Source organism: Nostoc foliaceum FACHB-393 (assembly GCF_014698505.1).
GTDB classification, from domain to species: Bacteria; Cyanobacteriota; Cyanobacteriia; order Cyanobacteriales; family Nostocaceae; genus Nostoc; species Nostoc foliaceum_A.
This window is the reverse complement of the sequence record NZ_JACJTD010000057.1, coordinates 14,975-36,306: the sequence shown is the minus strand read 5'-3', so window position 1 is coordinate 36,306 and position 21,332 is coordinate 14,975. Positions and strand designations below refer to the sequence as shown.

General features: G+C 43.3%; 17 protein-coding genes. 4 read left to right on the top strand and 13 right to left on the bottom strand.

Features of this window, described 5'->3' with window-relative positions; all coding sequences use genetic code 11:
- Positions 1-94: 94 nt before the first annotated feature.
- The gene (locus H6G92_RS30220) at positions 95-565 is read right to left on the bottom strand and encodes a CRR6 family NdhI maturation factor (RefSeq protein ID WP_190899384.1); all 471 of its coding nucleotides are present in this window, start codon (positions 563-565) and stop codon (positions 95-97) included.
- A 631-nt stretch (positions 566-1,196) separates the two neighbouring features.
- On the opposite strand from H6G92_RS30220, the gene H6G92_RS30215 reads away from it, so the two are divergent.
- Positions 1,197-1,643 carry a Fur family transcriptional regulator gene (locus H6G92_RS30215; RefSeq protein WP_190899382.1) on the top strand — a complete coding sequence of 149 codons (447 nt, stop codon included), beginning with the start codon at positions 1,197-1,199 and terminating at the stop codon, positions 1,641-1,643.
- A gap of 79 nt (positions 1,644-1,722) precedes the next feature.
- On the opposite strand, the gene H6G92_RS30210 is transcribed toward H6G92_RS30215, so the two are convergent.
- Complete coding sequence (locus H6G92_RS30210; protein ID WP_190899364.1) at positions 1,723-4,830, bottom strand: pentapeptide repeat-containing protein; 3,108 nt, start codon at positions 4,828-4,830, stop codon at positions 1,723-1,725.
- Between the two features lie 142 nt (positions 4,831-4,972).
- Between H6G92_RS30210 and H6G92_RS30205 the strand changes: the two genes are divergently transcribed.
- Together H6G92_RS30205 and H6G92_RS30200 are read left to right on the top strand one after the other, a co-directional pair.
- Positions 4,973-6,748, top strand: coding sequence for a DUF3685 domain-containing protein (locus H6G92_RS30205; protein WP_190899362.1), 1,776 nt, complete (start codon positions 4,973-4,975; stop codon positions 6,746-6,748).
- A 60-nt stretch (positions 6,749-6,808) separates the two neighbouring features.
- The gene (locus tag H6G92_RS30200) at positions 6,809-7,519 is read left to right on the top strand and encodes a diacylglycerol/polyprenol kinase family protein (RefSeq protein WP_190899360.1); all 711 of its coding nucleotides are present in this window, start codon (positions 6,809-6,811) and stop codon (positions 7,517-7,519) included.
- Between the two features lie 46 nt (positions 7,520-7,565).
- Here H6G92_RS30200 and H6G92_RS30195 read toward each other — a convergent pair whose 3' ends face one another.
- The 8 genes from H6G92_RS30195 to pilM form a co-directional block, all read right to left on the bottom strand.
- A complete protein-coding gene (locus H6G92_RS30195) occupies positions 7,566-9,020 on the bottom strand; it encodes a dihydrolipoyl dehydrogenase family protein (RefSeq protein WP_190899358.1) in 1,455 nt (484 codons plus the stop codon).
- 151 nt (positions 9,021-9,171) lie between these two features.
- Entirely contained in the window at positions 9,172-10,341 is a 1,170-nt protein-coding gene (cobD, locus tag H6G92_RS30190; protein WP_190899356.1) for a threonine-phosphate decarboxylase CobD, read from the bottom strand.
- A 26-nt stretch (positions 10,342-10,367) separates the two neighbouring features.
- Entirely contained in the window at positions 10,368-10,652 is a 285-nt protein-coding gene (locus H6G92_RS30185) for an HU family DNA-binding protein (protein WP_010998076.1), read from the bottom strand.
- Positions 10,653-11,730: 1,078 nt separating this feature from the next.
- Positions 11,731-11,898: a hypothetical protein gene (locus tag H6G92_RS30180; RefSeq protein WP_313890010.1), complete on the bottom strand. Its 168-nt coding sequence runs from the start codon at positions 11,896-11,898 to the stop codon at positions 11,731-11,733.
- A 238-nt stretch (positions 11,899-12,136) separates the two neighbouring features.
- Entirely contained in the window at positions 12,137-14,524 is a 2,388-nt protein-coding gene (locus H6G92_RS30175) for an AMIN domain-containing protein (RefSeq protein WP_190899354.1), read from the bottom strand.
- Between the two features lie 126 nt (positions 14,525-14,650).
- Positions 14,651-15,421 carry a pilus assembly protein PilO gene (locus H6G92_RS30170; RefSeq protein ID WP_190899352.1) on the bottom strand — a complete coding sequence of 257 codons (771 nt, stop codon included), beginning with the start codon at positions 15,419-15,421 and terminating at the stop codon, positions 14,651-14,653.
- Positions 15,418-16,194 carry a PilN domain-containing protein gene (locus tag H6G92_RS30165; RefSeq protein WP_190899350.1) on the bottom strand — a complete coding sequence of 259 codons (777 nt, stop codon included), beginning with the start codon at positions 16,192-16,194 and terminating at the stop codon, positions 15,418-15,420. Before H6G92_RS30165 ends, H6G92_RS30170 begins: the two co-directional genes overlap by 4 nt.
- Positions 16,195-16,198: 4 nt before the next feature.
- Positions 16,199-17,305 carry a type IV pilus assembly protein PilM gene (gene pilM / locus H6G92_RS30160; protein ID WP_190899348.1) on the bottom strand — a complete coding sequence of 369 codons (1,107 nt, stop codon included), beginning with the start codon at positions 17,303-17,305 and terminating at the stop codon, positions 16,199-16,201.
- Positions 17,306-17,447: 142 nt separating this feature from the next.
- Between pilM and H6G92_RS30155 the strand changes: the two genes are divergently transcribed.
- Positions 17,448-18,746, top strand: a complete 1,299-nt coding sequence (locus tag H6G92_RS30155) for an ABC transporter substrate-binding protein (protein ID WP_190899346.1) — start codon at positions 17,448-17,450, stop codon at positions 18,744-18,746.
- A gap of 30 nt (positions 18,747-18,776) precedes the next feature.
- Here H6G92_RS30155 and H6G92_RS30150 read toward each other — a convergent pair whose 3' ends face one another.
- The 3 genes from H6G92_RS30150 to H6G92_RS30140 all read right to left on the bottom strand — a co-directional run bounded on the left by H6G92_RS30150 (position 18,777) and on the right by H6G92_RS30140 (position 21,212).
- A complete protein-coding gene (locus tag H6G92_RS30150; RefSeq protein WP_190899344.1) occupies positions 18,777-20,075 on the bottom strand; it encodes a bifunctional folylpolyglutamate synthase/dihydrofolate synthase in 1,299 nt (432 codons plus the stop codon).
- A gap of 223 nt (positions 20,076-20,298) precedes the next feature.
- Positions 20,299-20,424: a photosystem II protein Y gene (locus tag H6G92_RS30145; RefSeq protein ID WP_069072075.1), complete on the bottom strand. Its 126-nt coding sequence runs from the start codon at positions 20,422-20,424 to the stop codon at positions 20,299-20,301.
- 260 nt (positions 20,425-20,684) lie between these two features.
- A complete protein-coding gene (locus H6G92_RS30140) occupies positions 20,685-21,212 on the bottom strand; it encodes a gamma carbonic anhydrase family protein (RefSeq protein ID WP_190899342.1) in 528 nt (175 codons plus the stop codon).
- Between the last annotated feature and the right edge of the window lie 120 nt (positions 21,213-21,332).

Here is a 21,332-nt window from a genome sequence, read left to right as displayed (position 1 = left end):
TTCTCTCTAGCAATGCTTTGTGCTTACTTGCGATCGCGCCTGGGCTAGGCAATAGGCATAAGGGTTTTAGCCTAGTTCCTTTTTCTTCACCGAGTTAAAATATCTCAAAAAAAGCATCATCTAATTCATAACCCAGCATTTGGGCCATAGACTTCAGCCGCGAGAGGCTGGGGATATTTTGCTGTTTGAGCCAATCACCCAAAATGAAGATTTTGTGCATCAAAAATATTTCTAAGGCTTCAGGATTGTACTGAATGCCTTCTTGGGAACTGAACTGGTGTGGTACAAGCATGGCGGCGTAACGAGCAAATTCTCCAGCTTTCCAATCTAGTAAAAATGGTAACCAAGGGTATTTGGCATCTAGGCGCACAAACCACAGCCGCACCTCTGGAATTTCTGAGAGTTCCCGTGGATCGCCAGGTTCGAGATCGTAATTGAGATCAAAGCGTAGCTGCTGTTCATGGGACGCGACCCCATCTTGCAGCAGTTGTTCAATCACGGTTGACGCAGGCGACAGATCCAGATTGTTAATGAAGTCATTATTGAGTGCGATCGCAATTGTCATTGATTCAGCAGCCACTTTCTTGATGCTCAACTGTAGGATCGAGAATATACAGTAGCAGCTTTCAGGGATTGGCGCTACATTGATCTTTATAAATCAATTGGTATTTACTAATACTTTTTTGTTGATAATTGGTCAAACTATACAAGATTTACCCACAAATCTGACCTTCTCAAATTATTTTGATACTTTTGCTTAGTTTTCGCTGGTTATCACAAATATATATCTATTGGCTAGCATTGATATCAGCCTCTGGTGATGCCTGTGGTTCTTCCTAGCCTACACCACTCACGTACACCAAATTTTTCTCCACTTAAATGTTTCTTTACTAATTCCTAATAAATTACTACACGACTTACATAGAATCAGCCTACTTGGGCAAGGCAACGCTTGCCCCAAGGTGGACATTTACAGCAATTTTAAGTTAAAGTTGTAATGAGTTTGTTTTAGATTAAGGTCTGAGAAAGTAGCCGTCAACAAGCAAAAAAAATAATTATCGCCACCTGTCTTTTGCAGCATCAAAAGCCAAAACACAAGTACAGGTAGAACAGCGGTGTGCAATATTATTGCATATATTAAATAACCAATAAACATTTAAATGGGAAATTTTCCCCAACAGTTAACAAGCTGTAATATGCAAAAACAAACAATTTCTCCAAAACCAATTCGTTCTTTAGAAGATGCGCTGGATCGGTGTCAAATCCTGGGTATGCGCGTCAGTCGTCAGCGTCGCTTTATTCTGGAATTACTTTGGCAAGCAAATGAACATCTTTCTGCTAGAGAGATTTACGATCGCTTGAACCAACTAGGTAAAGAGATCGGTCATACTTCTGTTTATCAAAATTTAGAAGCATTATCTAGTCAGGGCATCATTGAATGTATTGAACGCTGTGATGGGCGTTTGTACGGCAATATCAGTGACTCTCACAGTCATATCAACTGTGTGGATACAAATCAAATTCTTGATGTTCATGTGGAACTACCAGAAGATTTGATCCGCAAAATTGAAGAAGAAACAGGAGTGCGGATTACTGACTACAGTATTAACTTTGTTGGTTACCGCAACCCGCAAGAAAGCTGATGGTAGTTAGGAGTCATTCAATTTTAGATTTTTCCTTCAATCCAAAATCTAAAATTGACGACTTCCCTAGCTAATAAAACTAATAATAATTAGTCTCATCAATGGAGTTCTTGCCAAAAACTGTCTCATCATCGGCATCATCATATAAATCTACTGGTACAATTGTGCCTTCGCAGCTTTCAATTAGTCCGATCGCAGGGAGTTTGTTCCAATTATTATCTGGGTTTGTCGGAATTTGGACGGTATTTAAGAAGGGTTGCTGCGATGCCTGTGGCGGTAAACTACGCAAATGTTTCAGTCTTTGAAATGATTCTTTGGAGAACAAAGCACCATTATCAGCGGCCAACTTTTTGTCTGCCTCAGTAAGGATGGCATCAAATAAGCAGGCGTTGGTGAGATTCGCTGAATTAAGATTCGTCCCCATAAGATTAGCCTGTTGCAGGTTTGCGCCTGTCAGGTTTGCCTGTTGGAGATTTGCGCCTGCGAGGTTTGCCTGTTGAAGGTTTGCACCGGCGAGGTTTGCTTGTTGAAGGTTGGCTCCAGCTAAATTTGCCCCCATTAACTCTGCATTGGATAAGTTTGTCTGCTCAAGATTTACCCCAGTTAACATCACTTGTAACAAAGAGGCTCCCGATAAATTTAGTCCAGCCAGAGACTTGATTCGGGTTGCGAAGGCACCCTTTTGCAAAAGGGTTGTTCTAGCAATCAGCGCACTTAAGGCCTCTGGATTGAATTCTGCAAAATTGGCTGGATTCCCACAAGGCCAAAAAGGAATCTTTGTTTCTCGGTAGCAAGCACAAAGCAATAAAAACACATTCAGTCCCACCGCAGCATTCACTTGCTCAACATTCACCGGGTTTTGCAGTGCGTGGAAATGAGTCAAAGCTTTGTGAGCCATCCCTTCATCCAACCAATAGCCTTGACAGTAAGCACGCCAGAAAGACAAAAGCCGTTGGAACAAAACTTCAAAAGAAAACTTGTGCTTTTGCTCCCGGCGCAAAATTGCGTAGGCGCAGTCCGCCGCAGGCATCGCCAGTTCCTCAATTTCCTGGCTAAGTATCCCGTAACCCAGTAAATTGTAGATACGCTGGGCAAAGCTAGTGGGATCAAGCACAAAGGTGAGCGTGCCATAATCCTCATCTTGGTACTGAGTCAGCAATTTCAACTCAGCAGTCACAGCTTCAGCACAAAGATATTCTCCTAACTTGACATGCGAAAACTCAATTAAACTCCTCTGCGCGGCAGTCGCTACAAGGGGGGAAATTCCCGCAACGCCCTGCCTGGCTGTGCGTGAGGTATCCGAACCCTGAATTTTAAAATAAAAAGCTGGTAAATTATTTGTATTTACTTCCTCAGGCAAATTAATTTGATGACGTTGGGAGTGTAAGATTTTCAGAGCGATCGCTTGCATCTGCTCAATTAAATCTTGGGGATGATGACCAGCGAGTAAATTAGCGATCGCTTCTGGAGTTCGGTGGATATGAGCCGATCCTGAGCGCAGGAGCATAGTTTTGATCCCACCAATTAGCGGATAACCCAACAACCATCGACTCAGGCGATGATAAATTTCCCATAACAGAGAAAACTTTGGGGTATTAGTAGCTAATTGTAATACTTCATCATCTAGCAGTCCGTCGCGGTGCAAAATGCCCAACAAATGCAGCATTAGGGGTTGACGAACAAGAGGAGATAATTCTCTTAACTTTGATTGGCTGGCAAATAACCCTGTCTGTTTTAAGAATGTAAAGAAATTTTGAGCGATCGCCAATGATTGCACTTTTGCCCACTGCTGAAACCATTGTTTGAGTTCCTCCACATCCAACGGCTGAATGATAATTCGCTTTAATGGCAGGGGTATCTCTGGGGCGATTTTCTCTAGTGTTGTTGATCGACTCGTTAACAAAATTTTGTGTCGGTACTGAGAATGAAAGTTCAGTAATTGCTGAATAAAAATTGCTTGTGCCCTTATACCCTGACTAGAAGGGGGTAGTTCATCCAAACCATCCAGCAGCAACAGACAAGGGAGATTTTCTTGCTCTAACCAAGCTGAAAGATTAACAGGAAAGGCAGAATTTAGGGTTTCGATGAAAGTTTTGCCATATTTTACATCCCGTAACTTAATTACTATAGGCATCCAGGTAGGGTAAAATTCTTGTGCTACCTGTGCTGCCCAAAGTTGGCAAAAACTAGTTTTTCCATAACCAGGTTCTGACTCAATGACAGCGATCGTTTCTAAATCAGCTAGCTGTTGCTGGGCCCATATCTTTAAATCAACTGGTTTAACAATTTTATTATCCTGCTCAGAAATAATTGCCTCTATTGGTAAGCCTTTTTGTGGTACATAGATATCCTTAAGGGCAAAGGATTCCATGAGTAAAGGCATACTGAGGTTTTTAATCAAACTTGCACGGTAATGTTCTCGCTGCAAATCAATTTTCTCACTGACTGTAGAACCAACTTCTGGGGCGATCAAATTGGGAGATAATGATATCCCCAAACGGAAAAATTTTTGCAGTTGGGCTAGAGGTGCGGCATTTTCGGTAACGACTACCAGTAAGTGCCCAGGAAGTGAGTTGATTAAACGTTGTGTTAGGAGTTTAGCTTCAGGTTCCTCTGCGCCATTGGCAACTAACCAAGCTATAGCAGCGTTGTTTATTTGTTGCACCAGTAATGAATCTGCAACCAAAGACAATGCTTGTTCAGCTTGAGTGTCAGTCAATTTACCTGGGCTGAGAGTTTTCAGCAATCCTTGCAGTTGCGGGTCTTGAAGGCTCAGTTTACCTACATTCTCTTTAAGTATTTGTGCTTGGATAGGTATACTTGCCCGGTCTAGCCACGGTCTTTGTAAGCTTGCTTCCTGCTCTAGAATTGCTTGCAAAGCCTGGAGATAGGCAATTTGAAACGCTAGCCATGTACCTTCGTTACGTTTTAATGGTTTTTTTTTGCTGAGGCTACGCAACAAGTTTTCTGTTAACTGGGAAATAGCACTGATTTCTTGCCAAACAAGACCTAAGGGTAATTCTAAGACCTCTACTAAGGTACAGATGTCAAAAGGCATGAGGCTTTTGACTTCCATATCCTGAACAATCCGGTAGGCAATACCTGCCAATTGCCCCGCTGAAAATCCTTTGATTTGATTGATTGCGATATAGCGTTCTGCCAACCAGTGCCGAATACTCAAGTTCATTTAATTACACAGTGACGGCTGCCTATGGCAATTATGATCGATTTATCCGTTTGCGAAAACAGGTAACAATGGGGAAGACAAAGTTTTGTATCAAAGCTGTTTTCTAATTGGTAAAAACATTGCTTGTGTAATTGAGTAGACTATGAGCGATCGCCTTCTAAAATTATTGTTAATCGACCAAGACCCGATTTTTCGTCTGGGATTACGGGTAGCTCTAGAAGCAATTCCTAACCTGGAAGTAATAGCAGTGGTAGAAAGTGATACCGCTGCCTTGCAGATTTTAACTGAAATTGCCCAAGAAGACCCTAACCAGGTAAATCTGGTAGTTTTGGAATTAGGTAATGGTCGCTCCACCACTAGTCAGCAGCTAGGTTTGCAATTCTGCCGACAACTCAAAGCTTTATATCCCAATCTGCCAATTTTGCTTCTCAGTTCTGTCCAAGAACAAGGACTGCTATTGGCTGCAAAATCTATTGGTATAAATGGCTACTGTCCCAAAGGCACACCACTTGCTGAGTTAGTTGCCGCCATGCAAGAAGTTGCCGATGGTAGTTCCTATTGGTTTCGGGACACGGAAGCAATCACAACTCCTCACTCCTCACTCCCTAGTACAGACGCGATTAATCGCGTCTCTCCCCACTCCCCACTCCCTTTTTCTAGACTGCGAAATAATTTACGTTTGTCAGGAATTGATTACATTAATGCTACCTTAGCCGCAGTAACAGCACAATTACAAGTTCCGGGACTACCAGTATTAGATCGAGCAATTCTAGCTGGACAGCGGCGAGAACTGCTAGCGGCTCGTTGGTTGCTAAATCGGTTGTTGGTTTCACCGCAAGAAAGGCAAGAGGAACATATTCCCGTTACCGATGAGGTGCTTATCAGTCCTTCGTTGAGTATTGCCATTCAGCAAAGGCAAACTGTGTCACCTTTACTTAGTCCAGGAGCGCTACAATCTGCCTTGTTTGCGTCTTGCATTACAAAACTTCAATTTCCTTTACAAAATGTCACAGATGTCCCTTTAGAAATTGACATCTTTCGTGAAGAAAAAAAACGGGAATTACTTTATCTTATCCTGCAAAAATTAGCTCAACAGTTGGATGAACTCCGTGCTTCTCAAATCGAAATGAATCAATTACATGAGGTGAAAAGTACCTTGTTACGCGATTTATGGCAAGCAGCAATTACAGATTTTTTTGGAAAATTCTCTCGAATTCAAATAGGGAAACAAAATATAGAAATTGTTAATTTATTACTACAAAACACAGAAATTGTGCAGGCAGATATTCTTAATAAAATCCCGCTAGTTTTTGAGTTGTATTCTTATCTACTATTTCAAACAGAATTGTATATTGATAATGGTTCTTATCCAGCAGTGAGCAATGAAGCCAAGTCCCAAGCATTAATGATTTTAGAAAACTTGTTGATTCAGGTAGCAAATGGCGTAGTGCAACCACTACTCAACTCTTTAGCAGATGTGGAAGCAATTAAGCAAAAGTTATATAGTCGCCAATTTATTTCTACAAGAGAAATTGAACGGTTTAGAAACGATTTATCGTGGAAATATCGGTTAAAAAATTATATAAATGAGCCAAAAGCAGTTTTTGAAAGTCGCTACGATCTGTTTGTAATTGCGCCTCGCGGTATTGCCAATACTTCAGTTTATGCTCCTCGAAATCAGGAGTTAGGCAAACTTTCTAATATTCCTTTATTCGTGACATTATTTTTAGAATTTAGTGATGCGATCGCACCGCGTTTAAAATCACTATTAGCTATTGTAGGTAGCGGTATAGTCTTCATTCTCACCCAAATAATTGGTCGAGGTTTAGGTTTAATCGGTCGTGGTATTCTTCAAGGTATTGGTAGTGTTTCGTTAATAGAAAAGAACTTTAGACGAAATAGCGATCGGACTAAATGAAAAAGCAAGGGAGTAGAAAGCACAAGGGAAGAATGACCAATGACTAATAACTAATGAATAATGACCAACAATGATTTTATCGGGCTAGCAATTTCTTATGTTTACGCTATTGGTCTGCTTGTCATTGGCGAGGGACTGCGTAGGCTGTTCGGTGTAAAGCCGGATTTGACCCGCAAAGTAATCCATATTGGTGCAGGGATGTGGGTTTTCGGCATCCTGCTACTGTTTAAACACTGGGAAATCGGAATTATACCTTTTGCTTCCTTTATCGGACTCAACTACCTGTTTTACCGCTACCGAATCATCGGCGCAATGGATACCCAGGATAGCTCACCCGGCACAGTTTATTTCGCTATCTCGGTAACACTGCTGTTCGGGCTACTGTGGCGACCAGACGGGCCAGTAGATAGTGTCCCAATTGCCGTAGCTGGGGTAATGGCAATGACTTGGGGGGATGCACTAGCAGCATTAATTGGTAGACGCTTTGGACAGCATAAATACCAAGTGGGAAATTCTGTGCGATCCTGGGAAGGTTCGACAGCAATGTTTGTAACGAGTACAGTGGTGATTTTCTTAGTGCTGTTGCTGCTACCTGGTTCGTCGCTGAGTCCTCTAGCAAAACCTTTTAGTTTGGCATGGGCCTTATTGACTGCGGTGGTAACTGCTACTTTTGCCACCCTAGCAGAGGCTGTCTCACCCCACGGTACTGATAACCTCAGCGTGCCTCTAGTAGCTGCGGGAGTAGTTTGGATTGTGATGCAGGGTTTTTAAGGCACTCCCAATAACCTCTCCTAACTCCTAACTCCTAACTCCTAACTTACAAATTCCAATTGCGGCGGAAATGGAAGAAGCCTTCTAAAAACTCTTGCAAAGCAATATTGCTATTTAACCTTTGCTTACTCCACTCTCTTGCAGTTTTTTCCAGAATTTCTGAAAAACTCGGATAGACGGGAGATAGATTTGCTAAATCTTTGACTTTAATTTTTTGGGACATTGCCAAGGCAATCAAATTAATTAATTCTCCAGCTTCTGCCCCCAATATCGAAGCTCCCAAAATTTCGCCGTTACGTAGCACAATTAATTTACACATACCAGTGGTTTCATCCCGAAGTTGGGCTGCTGCCACTGTTTTAAAATACTGTCGCAAAACTAAAACTTCATCTCGACTAAATAGGCGTTTTGCCTGTGCCTCTGTCAAACCTACTTGCGCCACCATCGGCACAGAAAACATTGCCCAAGGAATAGAGCGATAATCTACTCGTAACCTGGGGAAAAATAGTGCATTGTTCAGGGCAATTTTTGCTTCATAATTAGCGATATTGGCAAAGTCGTAACCACCAATTACATCACCACAAGCGTAAATGCGCTGGTTAGTGGTTTGCAGTTTATCATTTACCACTAAGCTACGCCGATGCCATTTCACACCTACTGTTGCCAAATTTAGAGATTCAATATTCGGCTGTTGTCCAGTCACTACTAAAATTTCATCAGTTTCAATAGCTTTATCTCCTGCTTGAACCCACTTTTTATCCTCAATTAGCCTCACCTGAGTTACCGGTCTTTCGGTGAGGACGCGCACACCTTCGACTTCCAACTGTGCCTGAAGAAATATGGCTATCTCAGGGTCAATATTGGGTAGAAGATAAGGGTGCTTGACTACCAGCGTCACACTGCAACCAAACCGCGCTAAAGTTTGAGCAATTTCAATACTTTGGGGAATTCCGCCGATAATTACCCAATTTTTGGCTAATGTCCCTCGCTGTAAGGATTGCCAAATATTAGATATGGTTAGGTAGCCAGTGCTTTGCAATCCCTCAATCTCTGGAATTTCTGGACATGAACCACTGGCTAGCAAATAGGTACGAGCGCGTAGTAGGCGATTGTTAACAGCAAAAGCCAGTTGGGATGAAGATTGAAATTGACCACTGCCAACGATGATATCTACCCCCAGCGCGGCTAGGATGCTTGGGGAATGCTGTTCTTTGAGATTTGAGGCTACGCATTGAGAATACAGCATAGCTTCTTGCCATGCCATAAATATGTGACATTCTTCTGAAGTACCAGTGTGTGTGGCATGAATACCAAAACTAGCTGCATCATTCAACTTCTGCCCCAGTTTACCGATTTCGGTAAGAGCATGGTGATGAGTAAACCCGTAGTCTACTTTGGGTTCCACCAGGGCAACTGTAGCACGTAGTTGGGTTGCAGCAAGGGCAGCGTAGTATCCAGCAAGACTGCCGCCAATAATTACAACATCGTAGTCAACGGTCACTTGAATTAAGAGTTAGGAATTAAGAGTTAGGAATTAAGAGTTAGGAATTAAGAGTTAGGAATTAAGAGTTAGGAATTAAGAGTTAGGAATTAAGAGTTAAAACCCTTCTTCAATTTATAACTCCTAACTTATAACTTATAACTTATAACTCCTAACTCTCTTTTAACGCTGTTAGTAAGCGTTGGTTATCGGAGTCGGAACGTATAGCAACCCGGAAAAAGCGATCGCCTAGTTCTTTAAAACTAAGGCAATCGCGGATTAAAATCTGGTGATGCTTGAGTAATTGTTGCTGTAACTGCGAAGTAGACTCTTGGGACTTAACCAGTAAAAAGTTAGCAGCACTTACTTGGGGTTGCAATCCTGATATTTCCGCCAAACCCTGAAAGAGTTGGTTTCGTGCAGGTGGTAGCCATGCCCAGGTTTGCTGCTGAAACTCCGTATCCTGGAGTGCCGCAATTGCCGCCGCCGCCGCTAGCGTGTTTACGGGCCACGGGTCACGCCATAGCTGCCATTTAGCTAGGCAGTCGGGGTGTGCGATCGCATATCCTAATCGCAGCCCTGGGAGACTGTAAAATTTGGTCAGCGATCGCAATACTACTAAATTCGCATATTCCTGTACCACCGGAATCAGGCTTTGTTCCTCATTGGGTGGTACAAAATCCATAAATGCTTCATCTACCACAACCAAAGCAAATTGCTCCAGATAGGGCAAAATAGAGTCCCGCGAAAATAGTTTTCCGGTTGGATTGTGGGGATTATTCAGCAATAATCCTTTGTCGTTTGTCCTGTCTCCTGTGTCAGCAAATAATGACCAATGACCAGTGACCTTTCGGGTTCGCAGTTGCTCATGGGGGAAACCCCCAGACGCTCGATAACTCGCTAACGCTGCGCTATCGCCCTTGGCGTCTCCCCTTGGGAGAAGACCGCACTGGCTCACTAATGACAAAGGACACTCCAGCAGATTAGCGTTGTACGCCCTCAGGGTTCGGTAGTAATCGCCAAAGGCTGGAGTTATTAAAATTGTCGCGGCTAATTCAGCTAATTCCCTACCTATGAGAGTGAGTAATTCTGCGGAGCCGTTACCCGGCAGAATCCACTCAGGAGGCAATTGATGGAAGTGACTGAGAGCTAGTCTCAGTTCACTATAGTTTGGGTCTGGATAGTGCTTAAGATTACCAATTTGGGACTGGATAGCAGCGATCGCGCTGTTTGGAGGCCCCAACGGGCTGATGCTAGCAGAAAAATCCAGAATAGCATCAGGGGGACAGCCAGCCAGTGCTGCTGCCCAGGCTAAATTTCCCCCGTGTGCAGGTTGCCGCATTAAAAAATGGTTCCCGAAGACAGAACCTATGCTTTTGGGGGTGCTACCTTTTCTCTAAACAGTTTTCCTGCCGAGAAGGCAGGAACCCTCGTCGCTGGAATTTCCATCTTTTCATTTGTTTTCGGGTTGCGACCTTCGCGGGCTTTACGTTCCCGTGATTCAAATGAGCCAAATCCTACCAACGTTACCTTATCACCAGAGGAAACCGCTTCAATAATCGTTTCCAAAGCGGCAGTTAAGACTGCATCCGCTTGTTTCTTGGTAACACTAGCTTTTTCAGCTACGGCATCAACTAATTCACCTTTGTTCATGTCAAACTCCTGAAGGTTTACTTGAGATTTTTACGGATGCACCCTGATGCATCTGTACTGAAATCTCTGTTCGCAGAAATACAAAAATCATCCTTTGGGAGTATTTTTACTCAAAACGGCTGTACATCCCATCGGCTCGACTTTTCAATGAATCATTCTAAGGTGTTGTAGCCTGATGTGGATAGATGAAACCATTAATTTATATAGATTTCAGGATTTTTTGTAATTTTAGGGTAGTTGTTTCACTAAAAACCACCCCAAAAGTAGGAAAAAATACCTAGTAAATACCCCTATTGCCAATAAAACAGAGGAGTGGAGAGGTGGAAGATGATCAGCGTTTGTTGGGATTAATTACCGTTGTTGAAGAGTTATTGCTGAGATTAACCAATTTTTATGGAAATCGAAGGCTCAGGTTCCCGATTTCTCTAAAAAATCGGGGATTTTGATCACTTTTCACGTTATGTGGAAAAACCAACGCGAAATTTAATCCCCTAGCAAGCTTCTCTAGCAGGAAAAAAGAAAAAATTAAAACCTCTCCCCTAGAAGGCTATCCATTAGCTACATCTTTCTTAACATCTATGATGGCGATCGCTATCATAAATTCTTTTCTGCGTTCGCGCTGCGTGTCGCAGACAGACGCTACACGCAGCTTACTTCTCCATAGGGGTTATGACAGTCCATAGCTGCTAAACCATACTGAGAAGCAATTTGGTAAGCCTCTTGAACAATATGAGTCAAATCACTCGCCCAGTAGGTAACATCACTAAAAAATTCTTCATAAAAATTGAGCTTCTTCGGTTTGCCTGTTAAAAACTGCTTTTGGACTTAGGGACTTCCAGAAATTAAATTATCCAATTTCTGGACTTCACTACGACTATCCCTCCCCCTGCTCCCTGCCCCCTGCCTCTATAGCGATGGTATATTTTTTTATTTGGAAGTCCCTTACCTCCAATTTGACAAACTCACTACAAGCAAATTCCTGTTGGGAATCTCCTAATATTTCAAGGGCTTTATCGGCAATTCTACCAACACCATCTGTTGCGCTGATTAATACCCCTGATATCAATATAAGTTATTTTCATTCTTCTCTACTCTGTAGCTCACCTCTCCGACTGGCAAGTTCTTTTTCGATTTCATCTTCATCTAATAAATGTTTACCAGAAGCAACAATCTTAGTACGAATTTGCTGCAAACGTTCTCCCAATGGGATTTTATTTGCAGAGTTTTTAAAACCAAGAAATTCCACAAAATCTAAAACTTCCTTTTGCTTGTCTTGTGGAAGAGAACGCCACTTTGTTAATAATTTTTGTTCTCAAGTCATTAGTATTTACCCACTACTATTACTTCTATTGTGATTGGATATTTTTATTGTTAAATGACATTTAAATTTAATCCTACTCGTGAACAAGAAGATCCCCGACTTCTTAAAGAAGTCGGGGATCTGAGCCTTTGCCAAAAGTGACTCACCTTGTCCATTATCCTTATTACCTGCCAGGAACCTTCAACCCTCGACGCTCAAGGATTTGCCGCACTTCTGGGCTGGGGGCGTAGTTATAGCCGTAGGAGGAGTTCTCTGTATCATCCATAATCTGAGGTGTGAGTAATACAATCACCTCATTGCGCTGGTTCTGTCTGTTTGTACTTCTAAACAGCGAACCAATTAGTGGAAGATCACCCAAGATGGGAATTTTAGAGACAGTTGTCCGGTCTGCGTCTTGAATGATGCCTGAAAGAATTAGTGTTTGACCATCTCTCAAGCGAATCGAGCCAGAATTAAGAGAGCGCTCCGATACCAAGAATATTTGTTGGGTACCGCCTCCTCCAACGTTGATAGTAGCTGGAGCTTGGGGTGCTTTGACGACAGGAGCTACCGATAGAGAGACAAAACCGTTATCATCAATCCGCTCAACTTTGACAGCTAGGGTTAAACCTACTCGGTCTTTTTCAGCTGAAATAGTTTCTGTAGCAAGATTCGCATCGCGAACTATTTCCCTTTTAATATTGCCTACCACTTCCTGAGTCAGATTCACATTAGCGGTTTGACCTTCTTGGACAATTAAGGTCGGGTCTGTCAAAATCTTGGCGTTGCCATTTTGTACTTGAGCCTGCAAGCTAGCGAGAAGACGTTTAGGGAACTGGAATATGGTCGGCAAGCCGAATGTGGTTGTTGAAGGGGTTGTCGTGGTTTGCTGCTGAAACTGAGTCGGTGTACCAGTAACAGGATCAATCGCTGTTGGGACAATTGCAGTTGTACTTGTTCCTGGTGTAAATGCTGTAATACCTGGTTGTAGTGGATTAGAGTTTGTGCCAGCAGTAGCTGTTCCTGTATTTGGGTTTAGAAAAATATTTGAGCTTTGAAGTGGATTAAGAGTTGTAGGTGTACTAGTCACACTGGTTGATGCTTCAGCTCTTGTAGCTGGTCTCGAACCACCAAAATTCAAAGATGCTGCACCGCCATCATTTGTAAAGTAGTTATTACCAACTCCAAAGGAAAAGCTAGTGTTGTAGTCTTGGGTGTTCAAGAGGTTAACATCGATAATCTTGACGTTGACTACCACTTGACGACGGCGGATATCAAGCTGAGTTAGTTGAGACATGGCCATCTCAACTAGCCGCGGAGGGCCAATCAAAGTCAGGGAATTGGTGCGCTCATCTCCTAATGCCTGTAAACCTCTAAGTAATGGGTTAGAGTCTGTAAAATTAACGCGTTGAGTTTCAACTTTGGTTTCTGTAGTTGTCTGAGTTTGGGTGATAGGAGCAACTCCAGTACCCACGGGTACGGCATTAACACTGGTAACTTGTCGTTCGCGGCTGACGGCGCTTTCTGCTCCTAAGCCGACCAAAAAGTTCAAGGCGACTCCCACTGTCACCTGATTGAGTCGCAGGCTACGCATAACCATGTCACGGGTGGAATTAGGTAGTTTAGGCCCAACAAAAACCGTGCGATTACTGCGATTCGCTTCTAAACCACTCAAGCGTAAGACGTAGTTAAACACATCTTGCACTGGCTCATTTTCTATATCTAACGAGATTGTTTGAGAAACTGCTGGTGCATTAGCAGCACCACCTTGCTGACCTCCAGCAGCTTGCTCGCCTCCGATATAAGCCAGGTTCAAACTAGCAGCACGGGCAAGTAGTGACAAAACCTCACGCACCGGCGCATCTCGCAATACTAAACGGGGTACACGTTCCTGAGTTCCTAAGTCAATGGTGCTAGGAGAAGCATCAGTATTAGAGATGGCAATATCTCCCACTGGTGGCGCGACAGCTCTAGGTAAGAAAGGTGGAGCCTGACTCACCGGTTGACCTGGCCCAGCTGCTTTTGCAGGTTGTCCGTCAATGGTGACTTCCGGGTTAGGAACAAGAACATCTGGCTTCTGACCCGGTTGGGCTGGAGTAGTAGCAGGCGGTGCTGTGGATGTTGGCGTTGGCGCTGTTGGCGTTGATGCTGATGCTGTAGTGCCACTGGATGGGCTAAAGCTGAGTGTAATTCCATTTTGCGATCGCACCACGGGTTGACTCTCAGGTGTATTGTTACTACCAGTTACGGTCACCCGAATGCTATTGGCATCAAGCTGATTAATCTCAACGGAGGCAATTCCTGGTGCTGGGCTATCTTGACGAAAACTATTGCCTTGTGGTAATCGTAATTGAGTATTGATAATATCTGCGACTAAAGTCTTGCCTCTTTTTGTAGTGAAAACTTGGGGGCGCGACCCTGAAGAAGTTTTCAAAGCAACGCTAATTCCACCATTAACTGGATTTAACTGTACGTTAGTAACTTGACTAATTTGTGCCCAAACTGGTTGAGCTGCCAAAAATACAAAAGCGGCAGTACCCAATATAAAACTATTACCGTGAAGCTGTTTCACAGTTCATTCCTCACCTTATAAAACCTTGTTTACAAACAATTTTGAGTAGGCGAATAAAATTCGCCCTGGCTCTAAGTTTACTTAACGCTAAATCGGCGCTTAGAAACCGCCTTGGCTCTAAGTTAACTACTTTTTCGGGGCATTTTTAGCCGCCGCCGCCGCCGCTACTTCTTCTGCACTAAGTGGCATCAATACCTGTAACTGGAATGACGTATTGATCGCTGCTGGCCCTACCCGAACCGGCGTTTTATCTAATGGCGATCTTGACTCTACTGGAGCCAAAGTTGCTTGATAATCTTTAACTATTAACAAAGGCTGTAAACGCTCAATGTTACGCATTATCGATTGTGTTTGCTCATAAGTTCCTGTAATTTCGGCATTGATACTGCTGCGTTGCAGCTTACCGTCAACCTGTAGTCCTAGAGTTCCATCGATAATCGGTTCTGGTTTGGCGGAAACTGGCACAAATTTCTTGAGTTTGGCTCTCACTGCATTAATAGAAGTTGGAGTACTGCCAGAGTCAATTAATCGGTTCAGATCCAACAGCAATGTATCCAAGGTTTTTTCGTTAGCAAATAAACCTAAAACCTGAACTTTTTGCTGTTTTGCCTGTGCTAGCTCGTCTTTAACTTTGGCAATCTGTTTGATACTGGCTTTTTTTTGCTCAATTTGCGCTTGCAGTTCAGAGCTTTTAGCTTGCTGCTGCTGATAGCTTTCCCAAGCTGGCATCAGCAGGTTTAACAATATATAACCTGCTCCCGCTAAACCAATTACCCCTACCAAGATACCAATAATTTTTGGTGTGAAAGCAATACCAAATACCACGGGGTAGGCTGGCGTTTCCGAATCGAATTCCCCACCATGTTCGGCAAAATTTAAATCATCACTCAGCGTCATTTTGAAATGACTCCTGTTTGTTGCATACTACGAATTCGAGTTACTAACCCCACTGTGCCTTTTTTTTCCAACTCCCGGATTAATTCCGAAGCTGGAACATCGTTCATACTCGATTGAATAGTGTATTTAACTACTTGGGGCGGCTTAATTATTACAGCATTAGTAGGTTGACCCAAACCTGGAGTTAAGGGAGCATCTACTAACGTTGCCGTCAGAATTCTGCTTTCTGAGGACTTCAAGAACTGAGACTGTTGTAAACTCAATAAGAAATCATTGACATCGTTAAAAGAACGAGCCAATCCGGTAATTTCTAATCCCCCAGCGGGATTGCCTGCTGGCTTCCCTTCCACTGCCGCAATGGGTGGGATTTGCTTGATGTTCTCGATTTGCACTGTCGCTGGGATGCGATCGCGCAAATCTTGCAGCATTGCTGACCAAGGTCGAATCTGGTCAAATACGGTGACTAAAGCTTGGGTTTCCCCTTTGATTGCATTCGTCTCGGCTTTGATTTTATTCAGATTTCCTATTTCTGTATCTAACTTCTTGCTTTCTTGGTCTAGTTGTGCTATTGTCCCCTCTAATTCAACAATCTTTCCTTGTAACAACCACCAACCAACTCCCAATAAAGCTGGAAGACCTACACCTAGTGCAACTCCCACATACACTGGTGTCATATTCCCTGTAGGCAGGTTTAGAGATATGCCTCCCTTTCTCTCAGGCTTTTTCTGGTATGCTGGGCGGTCTTTAAGAAAGTTAACATCTAGGCTGTACATTTTGTTACACCTCCCGCATTCCTAGACCTAGTACGATCGCCAAACCAGAGCGTTGTACCTGTGGATATTTATCAGTGTCAACTTCCAAAGATAAAGACCCTATTGGATCTATTTGGGTAGTTGGCAAGCTCAATCGTTGCGTAAAGAATTCATCTAGCTGTTGGAGTCCACCTCCTGGGCCAGCTAATATAATTTGTGCTACCTCCAAATTTTCACTTTGATTGAGGTAAAAATCGATGGAACGGCGCAGTTCATCTGTAAGTTCTCCCAACACTCTTAATATGGCTGCCATACCAGGATCGAGTTCGGTGACACCAGTTTTGCCGCCGTCTATGGGAGTTGGCGGAATAACCATTCCGTGTAACAGTTCCATATCTCGTGATGTGGGTAAGCTCATTGCCCTTGCTAAGGCAGTTTGCATTTGATAAGTCCCAATTGGGACTGTGCGTGAAAATTGCGGCACTCCGTTAACGATGATGGCGATTTCTGTACTGTCAAACTCTATATCAACTAGTACTGCTGCTTCTTGTGGCCCAAATTGTCGCAGTTGCTCACGAATAGTCCGAATCAGAGCAAAACTGTTAATTTCTAAAACATCGATTTGTAATCCTGCCTGCTCGAATGTACTTATATAGGTATCCGTTATCTCCTTGCGGGTGGCAACTAGGAGTACGTGTACTTTTTCAATGCCATCTTCATCTACAAAGTACCCAAGTTTCTGATAATCTACATCAGCTTCTTCACGAGGATAGGGTAAATATAAACCTGCTTCATGGTTGAGCACCATTTCTCGCAGTTCTTTATCATCTAACTCTGCTGGCACTGGTATGATCCGAACGATGGAATCTCGCCCTGGTACACCAGTGGCAACGCGAGAAGTTTTGATTTTGCTCTCAGCTAGCGCCTGCTGAATTAATTGCGCCATTGCTGCGGGGTCGGTGATTTGACCATCAGTAACTATGCCTTCGGGAACTGCTACCGATGTAAAGGTTTCTAGTTTCAAGCCTTGACGCTGCTTGCGTAGCTGAACTACATTTACCCGTTCGGGAGCAAGTTCAATGCCGACCCCTTTATTCGATTTGCCAAACAGACTATTGAAGCTTTTTACCACATTTGTGCCCGCTGGACTGCTAAATTGAAAATTTAAATGATACTAAGAAATGGACTTGGTGCTAAGTAATTTATTTAGCCTATAATCTCGACAATTCTGATCTAAGCTTTTCACACTGAGCAAGCGTAAAAATACTGGGAAAATGATTCAATTGCGAAAATTTAAACAACTTGTTGCTTTTACACTGCTGGGATTATTAACCTGTTGGATTGTAAGTTGCAGCACAAGTAATGTTGGTACAGGTACAAAACAGGCTAGTTCAGGCACGGCAACTGTTGAGTTTTGGACGATGCAACTCCAACCTCAATTTACCGACTACTTCAAAAACCTAATTGCGAATTTTGAATCGCAAAATCCAGGTATAAAGATTAACTGGGTAGATGTACCTTGGGCGGCGATGGAGAACAAAATTTTAACAGCTGTCTCAGCAAAAACGCCACCTGATGTAGTTAACCTCAATCCGGGTTTTGCTTCCCAACTTGCTGGACGAAATGCCTGGTTAGATTTAGATGCGAAAGTCCCAAACGATGTACGTTCCTCCTATCTACCGAATATCTGGAAAGCAAGTACGCTTAATGGCAAGAGTTTTGGGATTCCCTGGTATCTCACCACAAGGTTAACCATTTATAACACTGATTTATTAAAACAGGCAGGTATCAATAAAACACCTGCAACCTACGCAGAATTGGCACAAGCAGCCCAACAAATTAAAGATAAGACTGGCAAGTATGCCTTTTTTGTGACTTTCGTGCCGCAAGATTCCGGTGAAGTGTTGGAATCTTTCGTGCAAATGGGTGTCACCTTAGTAGATGCTGAGGGAAAAGCAGCGTTTAATTCAGCACAAGGTAAGGCAGCGTTTCAGTATTGGGTAGACTTGTATAAAAAAGGTTTGCTTCCTAAAGAAGCTTTGACGCAAGGACATCGCCACGCGATCGATTTATACCAATCTGGAGAGACTGCGTTTCTAGCTTCTGGGCCAGAATTTCTGAAAACGATCGCTAATAATGCCCCGAAAATTGCACAAGCTTCGGGAATAGCACCTCAACTCACTGGTGAAACAGGCAAGAAAAATGTTGCGGTGATGAACATAGTTATTCCCCGCGATAGCAAACAACCAGACGGGGCTGTAAAATTTGCTTTATTTGTCACCAATGACGAAAATCAGTTAGCCTTTGCTAAAGCTGCAAATGTCTTACCTTCTACAGTCAAGGCATTGTCTGATAGTTACTTTAAAGATGTTCCAGCTAATGCTTCAACAATAGAAAAAGCGCGAGTTATCACTGCCCAACAACTGCAACAAGCAGAAATATTAACTCCTACTTTGAAGGATTTCAAAAAACTCCAAAAGGCGGTTTACGAGAACTTGCAAGCAGCAATGTTAAACCAGAAGACTGTAGATAAAGCCGTAGAGGATGCGGCGCAAGAGTGGAACAATAGATAAATTTTGTAATTCGTAATTCGTAATTCGTAATTATGATTTACGAATTATATTGGTGGGTGATAAAAAATCGCCTACTAAATAAAGGGAACCACATAAAACGATTAAATCGTCTGTGGTTGCGGTTGAGGTTGCGGTTTCTAATGCTGTGAATAAATCTGGATGGATTTGGCGATCGCTTAATTCTGGACAGAGGCTGTAAGCTAGATTTGCTAAGTAGTCTAGATCAGCGGAAGTTCTACCGGGCCAAGATTCTACTGGTATTGGTACTAGGAAAAGGCGATCGCCTGGCCGCAACAGGGCGGCAAAAATATCAGCATGATCTTTGTCAGAAAACATTCCCATAACCCAGTTGACTGGCTTGTGGTTCACTGCGTCTAAGCTATCGACATACTGGCGGAGAACTTGGGCTGCGGCGGTATTATGAGCACCATCAAGTAATAATTTATGGTTATTCCAGGTAGTCCATTGCATCCGCCCCGGCCATTTAGTTTTTGCCATGCCGTTAGTTATGGCTTCTTCAGAAATCTGCCAACCCTGTTGTTGGAGAATTTCTAAAGCAGCTAAAGCCAAAGCTGAATTAGTTAATTGAATCTGTCCCGCTAACGGTAACTGGTATTTAATTAATTTAGAATTTTGAATAGTTTGATATTCTGCCCATCCAGAAGCTATTTCACGGGCGGGTTGAGGTGTAAAAATCGGGCATTTTAATTCTAAGGCACGCGATCGCACAACTTCTTCTGCATCTGGTGGCAATCCTCCAACCACAACGGGACATCCCGGTTTGAGAATACCTGCTTTTTCTCTAGCAATGTCAGCGACGGTGGGGCCAAGTTGCTGCCAGTGTTCCCGGCTGATAGAAGTGATGATTGTAACCAGGGGTTCCAAGCAGACATTGGTAGCATCTAAGCGTCCTCCTAGTCCTACTTCTACTACAGCCACATCGACTTGCTGCTGGGCAAAATATAACCAAGCAGCCGCCGTAATTACTTCAAACTGAGTTGCAGATTCCTCATCAGCACGAATAGCAGCTTGGACTTCTTCTAATAATTGGCTCAATTCTTCAGAGGAAATTGGCTGTTCATTCAGACAAATACGTTCTGTCCAATCGACTAAATGGGGGGAAGTATAGCGTCCTGTCCGATAACCAGCCTCAGTAAGTACTGAGGAAAGATAAGCACATACTGAACCTTTGCCATTGGTGCCAGCAACATGAATGATCGGGACTTGGTGATGAGGATTGCCCAGATTTGCCAATAAATTGACAATGCGATCGAGTCCTAGATGGACACCAAAACGTTGCAGGGGCTGTATTACAGAATCGATATCCAAGGAAGGGGAGATTGGGGAGTCAGGGAATGAGGGAGACAAGGGGGACAAGGGGGACAAGGGGGACAAGGGGGACAACGGAGAATTATTGAACAAGTTTCTTTCTTGTCTCCCCCCTCTTCCTTGTCTTTTCCCAATGCCCCATGCCCATTAATTGATATCAATAAAACCGGCTGCCTCTGTGAAGAGAAACAGTCGGTTAAAGATCGATGATATTGAGCCGTATTTAAGCTTCTCTATCCAAAAAGCCTTGAATTTGTCTTAAAGCCGCAGCGCCAATATTAAACACTGCCCAGCTAGCGGCAATGGCAACTGGTGCTAAAACGATCGCTATACGGTAATCGATATCCATATCTAGAACCCCTCTTTTAAGTAGAAATTAAAGTTTTGTCAACTGCTCTCATTTTTATTTTTAGCTGAAGTGGGCAACTTTTCCAAGTAGATATGTAAAGAATGATTAAATTATGGGGCATTGGGCATTGGGAAAAGACAAGGAAGAGGGGGGAGACAAGAAAGAAACTTGTTCAATAATTCTCCGTTGTCCCCCTTGTCCCCCTTGTCCCCCTCATCTCCCCCTGCTTCCCCTGCTCCACAATCCCCACTCCCCCCTCCCTAAGGCTTCTGAAAGCCGAGATCAGTACCCTTACCAGCATGAACTAAAGCTAACTTTTGGTAACGTTTAGCGTGTTCAATAAGTTCTGCGGCTTGAGCCTCTGTTACTTGCCGCAACACTTTGCCAGGAATGCCTACAACTAGGGACAAAGGAGGTACATCTTTGGTTACGACTGCACCAGCACCGATAATGCTACCAGCGCCCACTCGTACCCCGTCTAAAATCACTGCGCCAATGCCAATCAAACTTCCACGCTCAATGTAAGCGGAATGTACCACAGCGCGATGCCCTACGGTCACATGATCTTCTAAAATTGTCGGAAACCCAGGATCTCCATGTAAAATTGCACCATCCTGAATATTTGTGCATTCGCCAATTTCAATCCGTTCTACATCTCCCCTAACCACTGCTCCATACCAAATGCTTACCCCTGCTGCTATATTTACCGAACCCATAACAACAGCATTGGCTGCGATGAAGGCAGCTTGAGAAAAATCAGGAGATGTCCAGTAAGAAGCGGTAGACACGATAGAATATTAATATGGTACCCAGGAACACTGGAGAAAATCCAACCTTTGAGGCTGGTTGAACAACCAGGATATCACACTGTTAAGCCTCTACGGTGAGGAAAACACTAGTGAAGAATG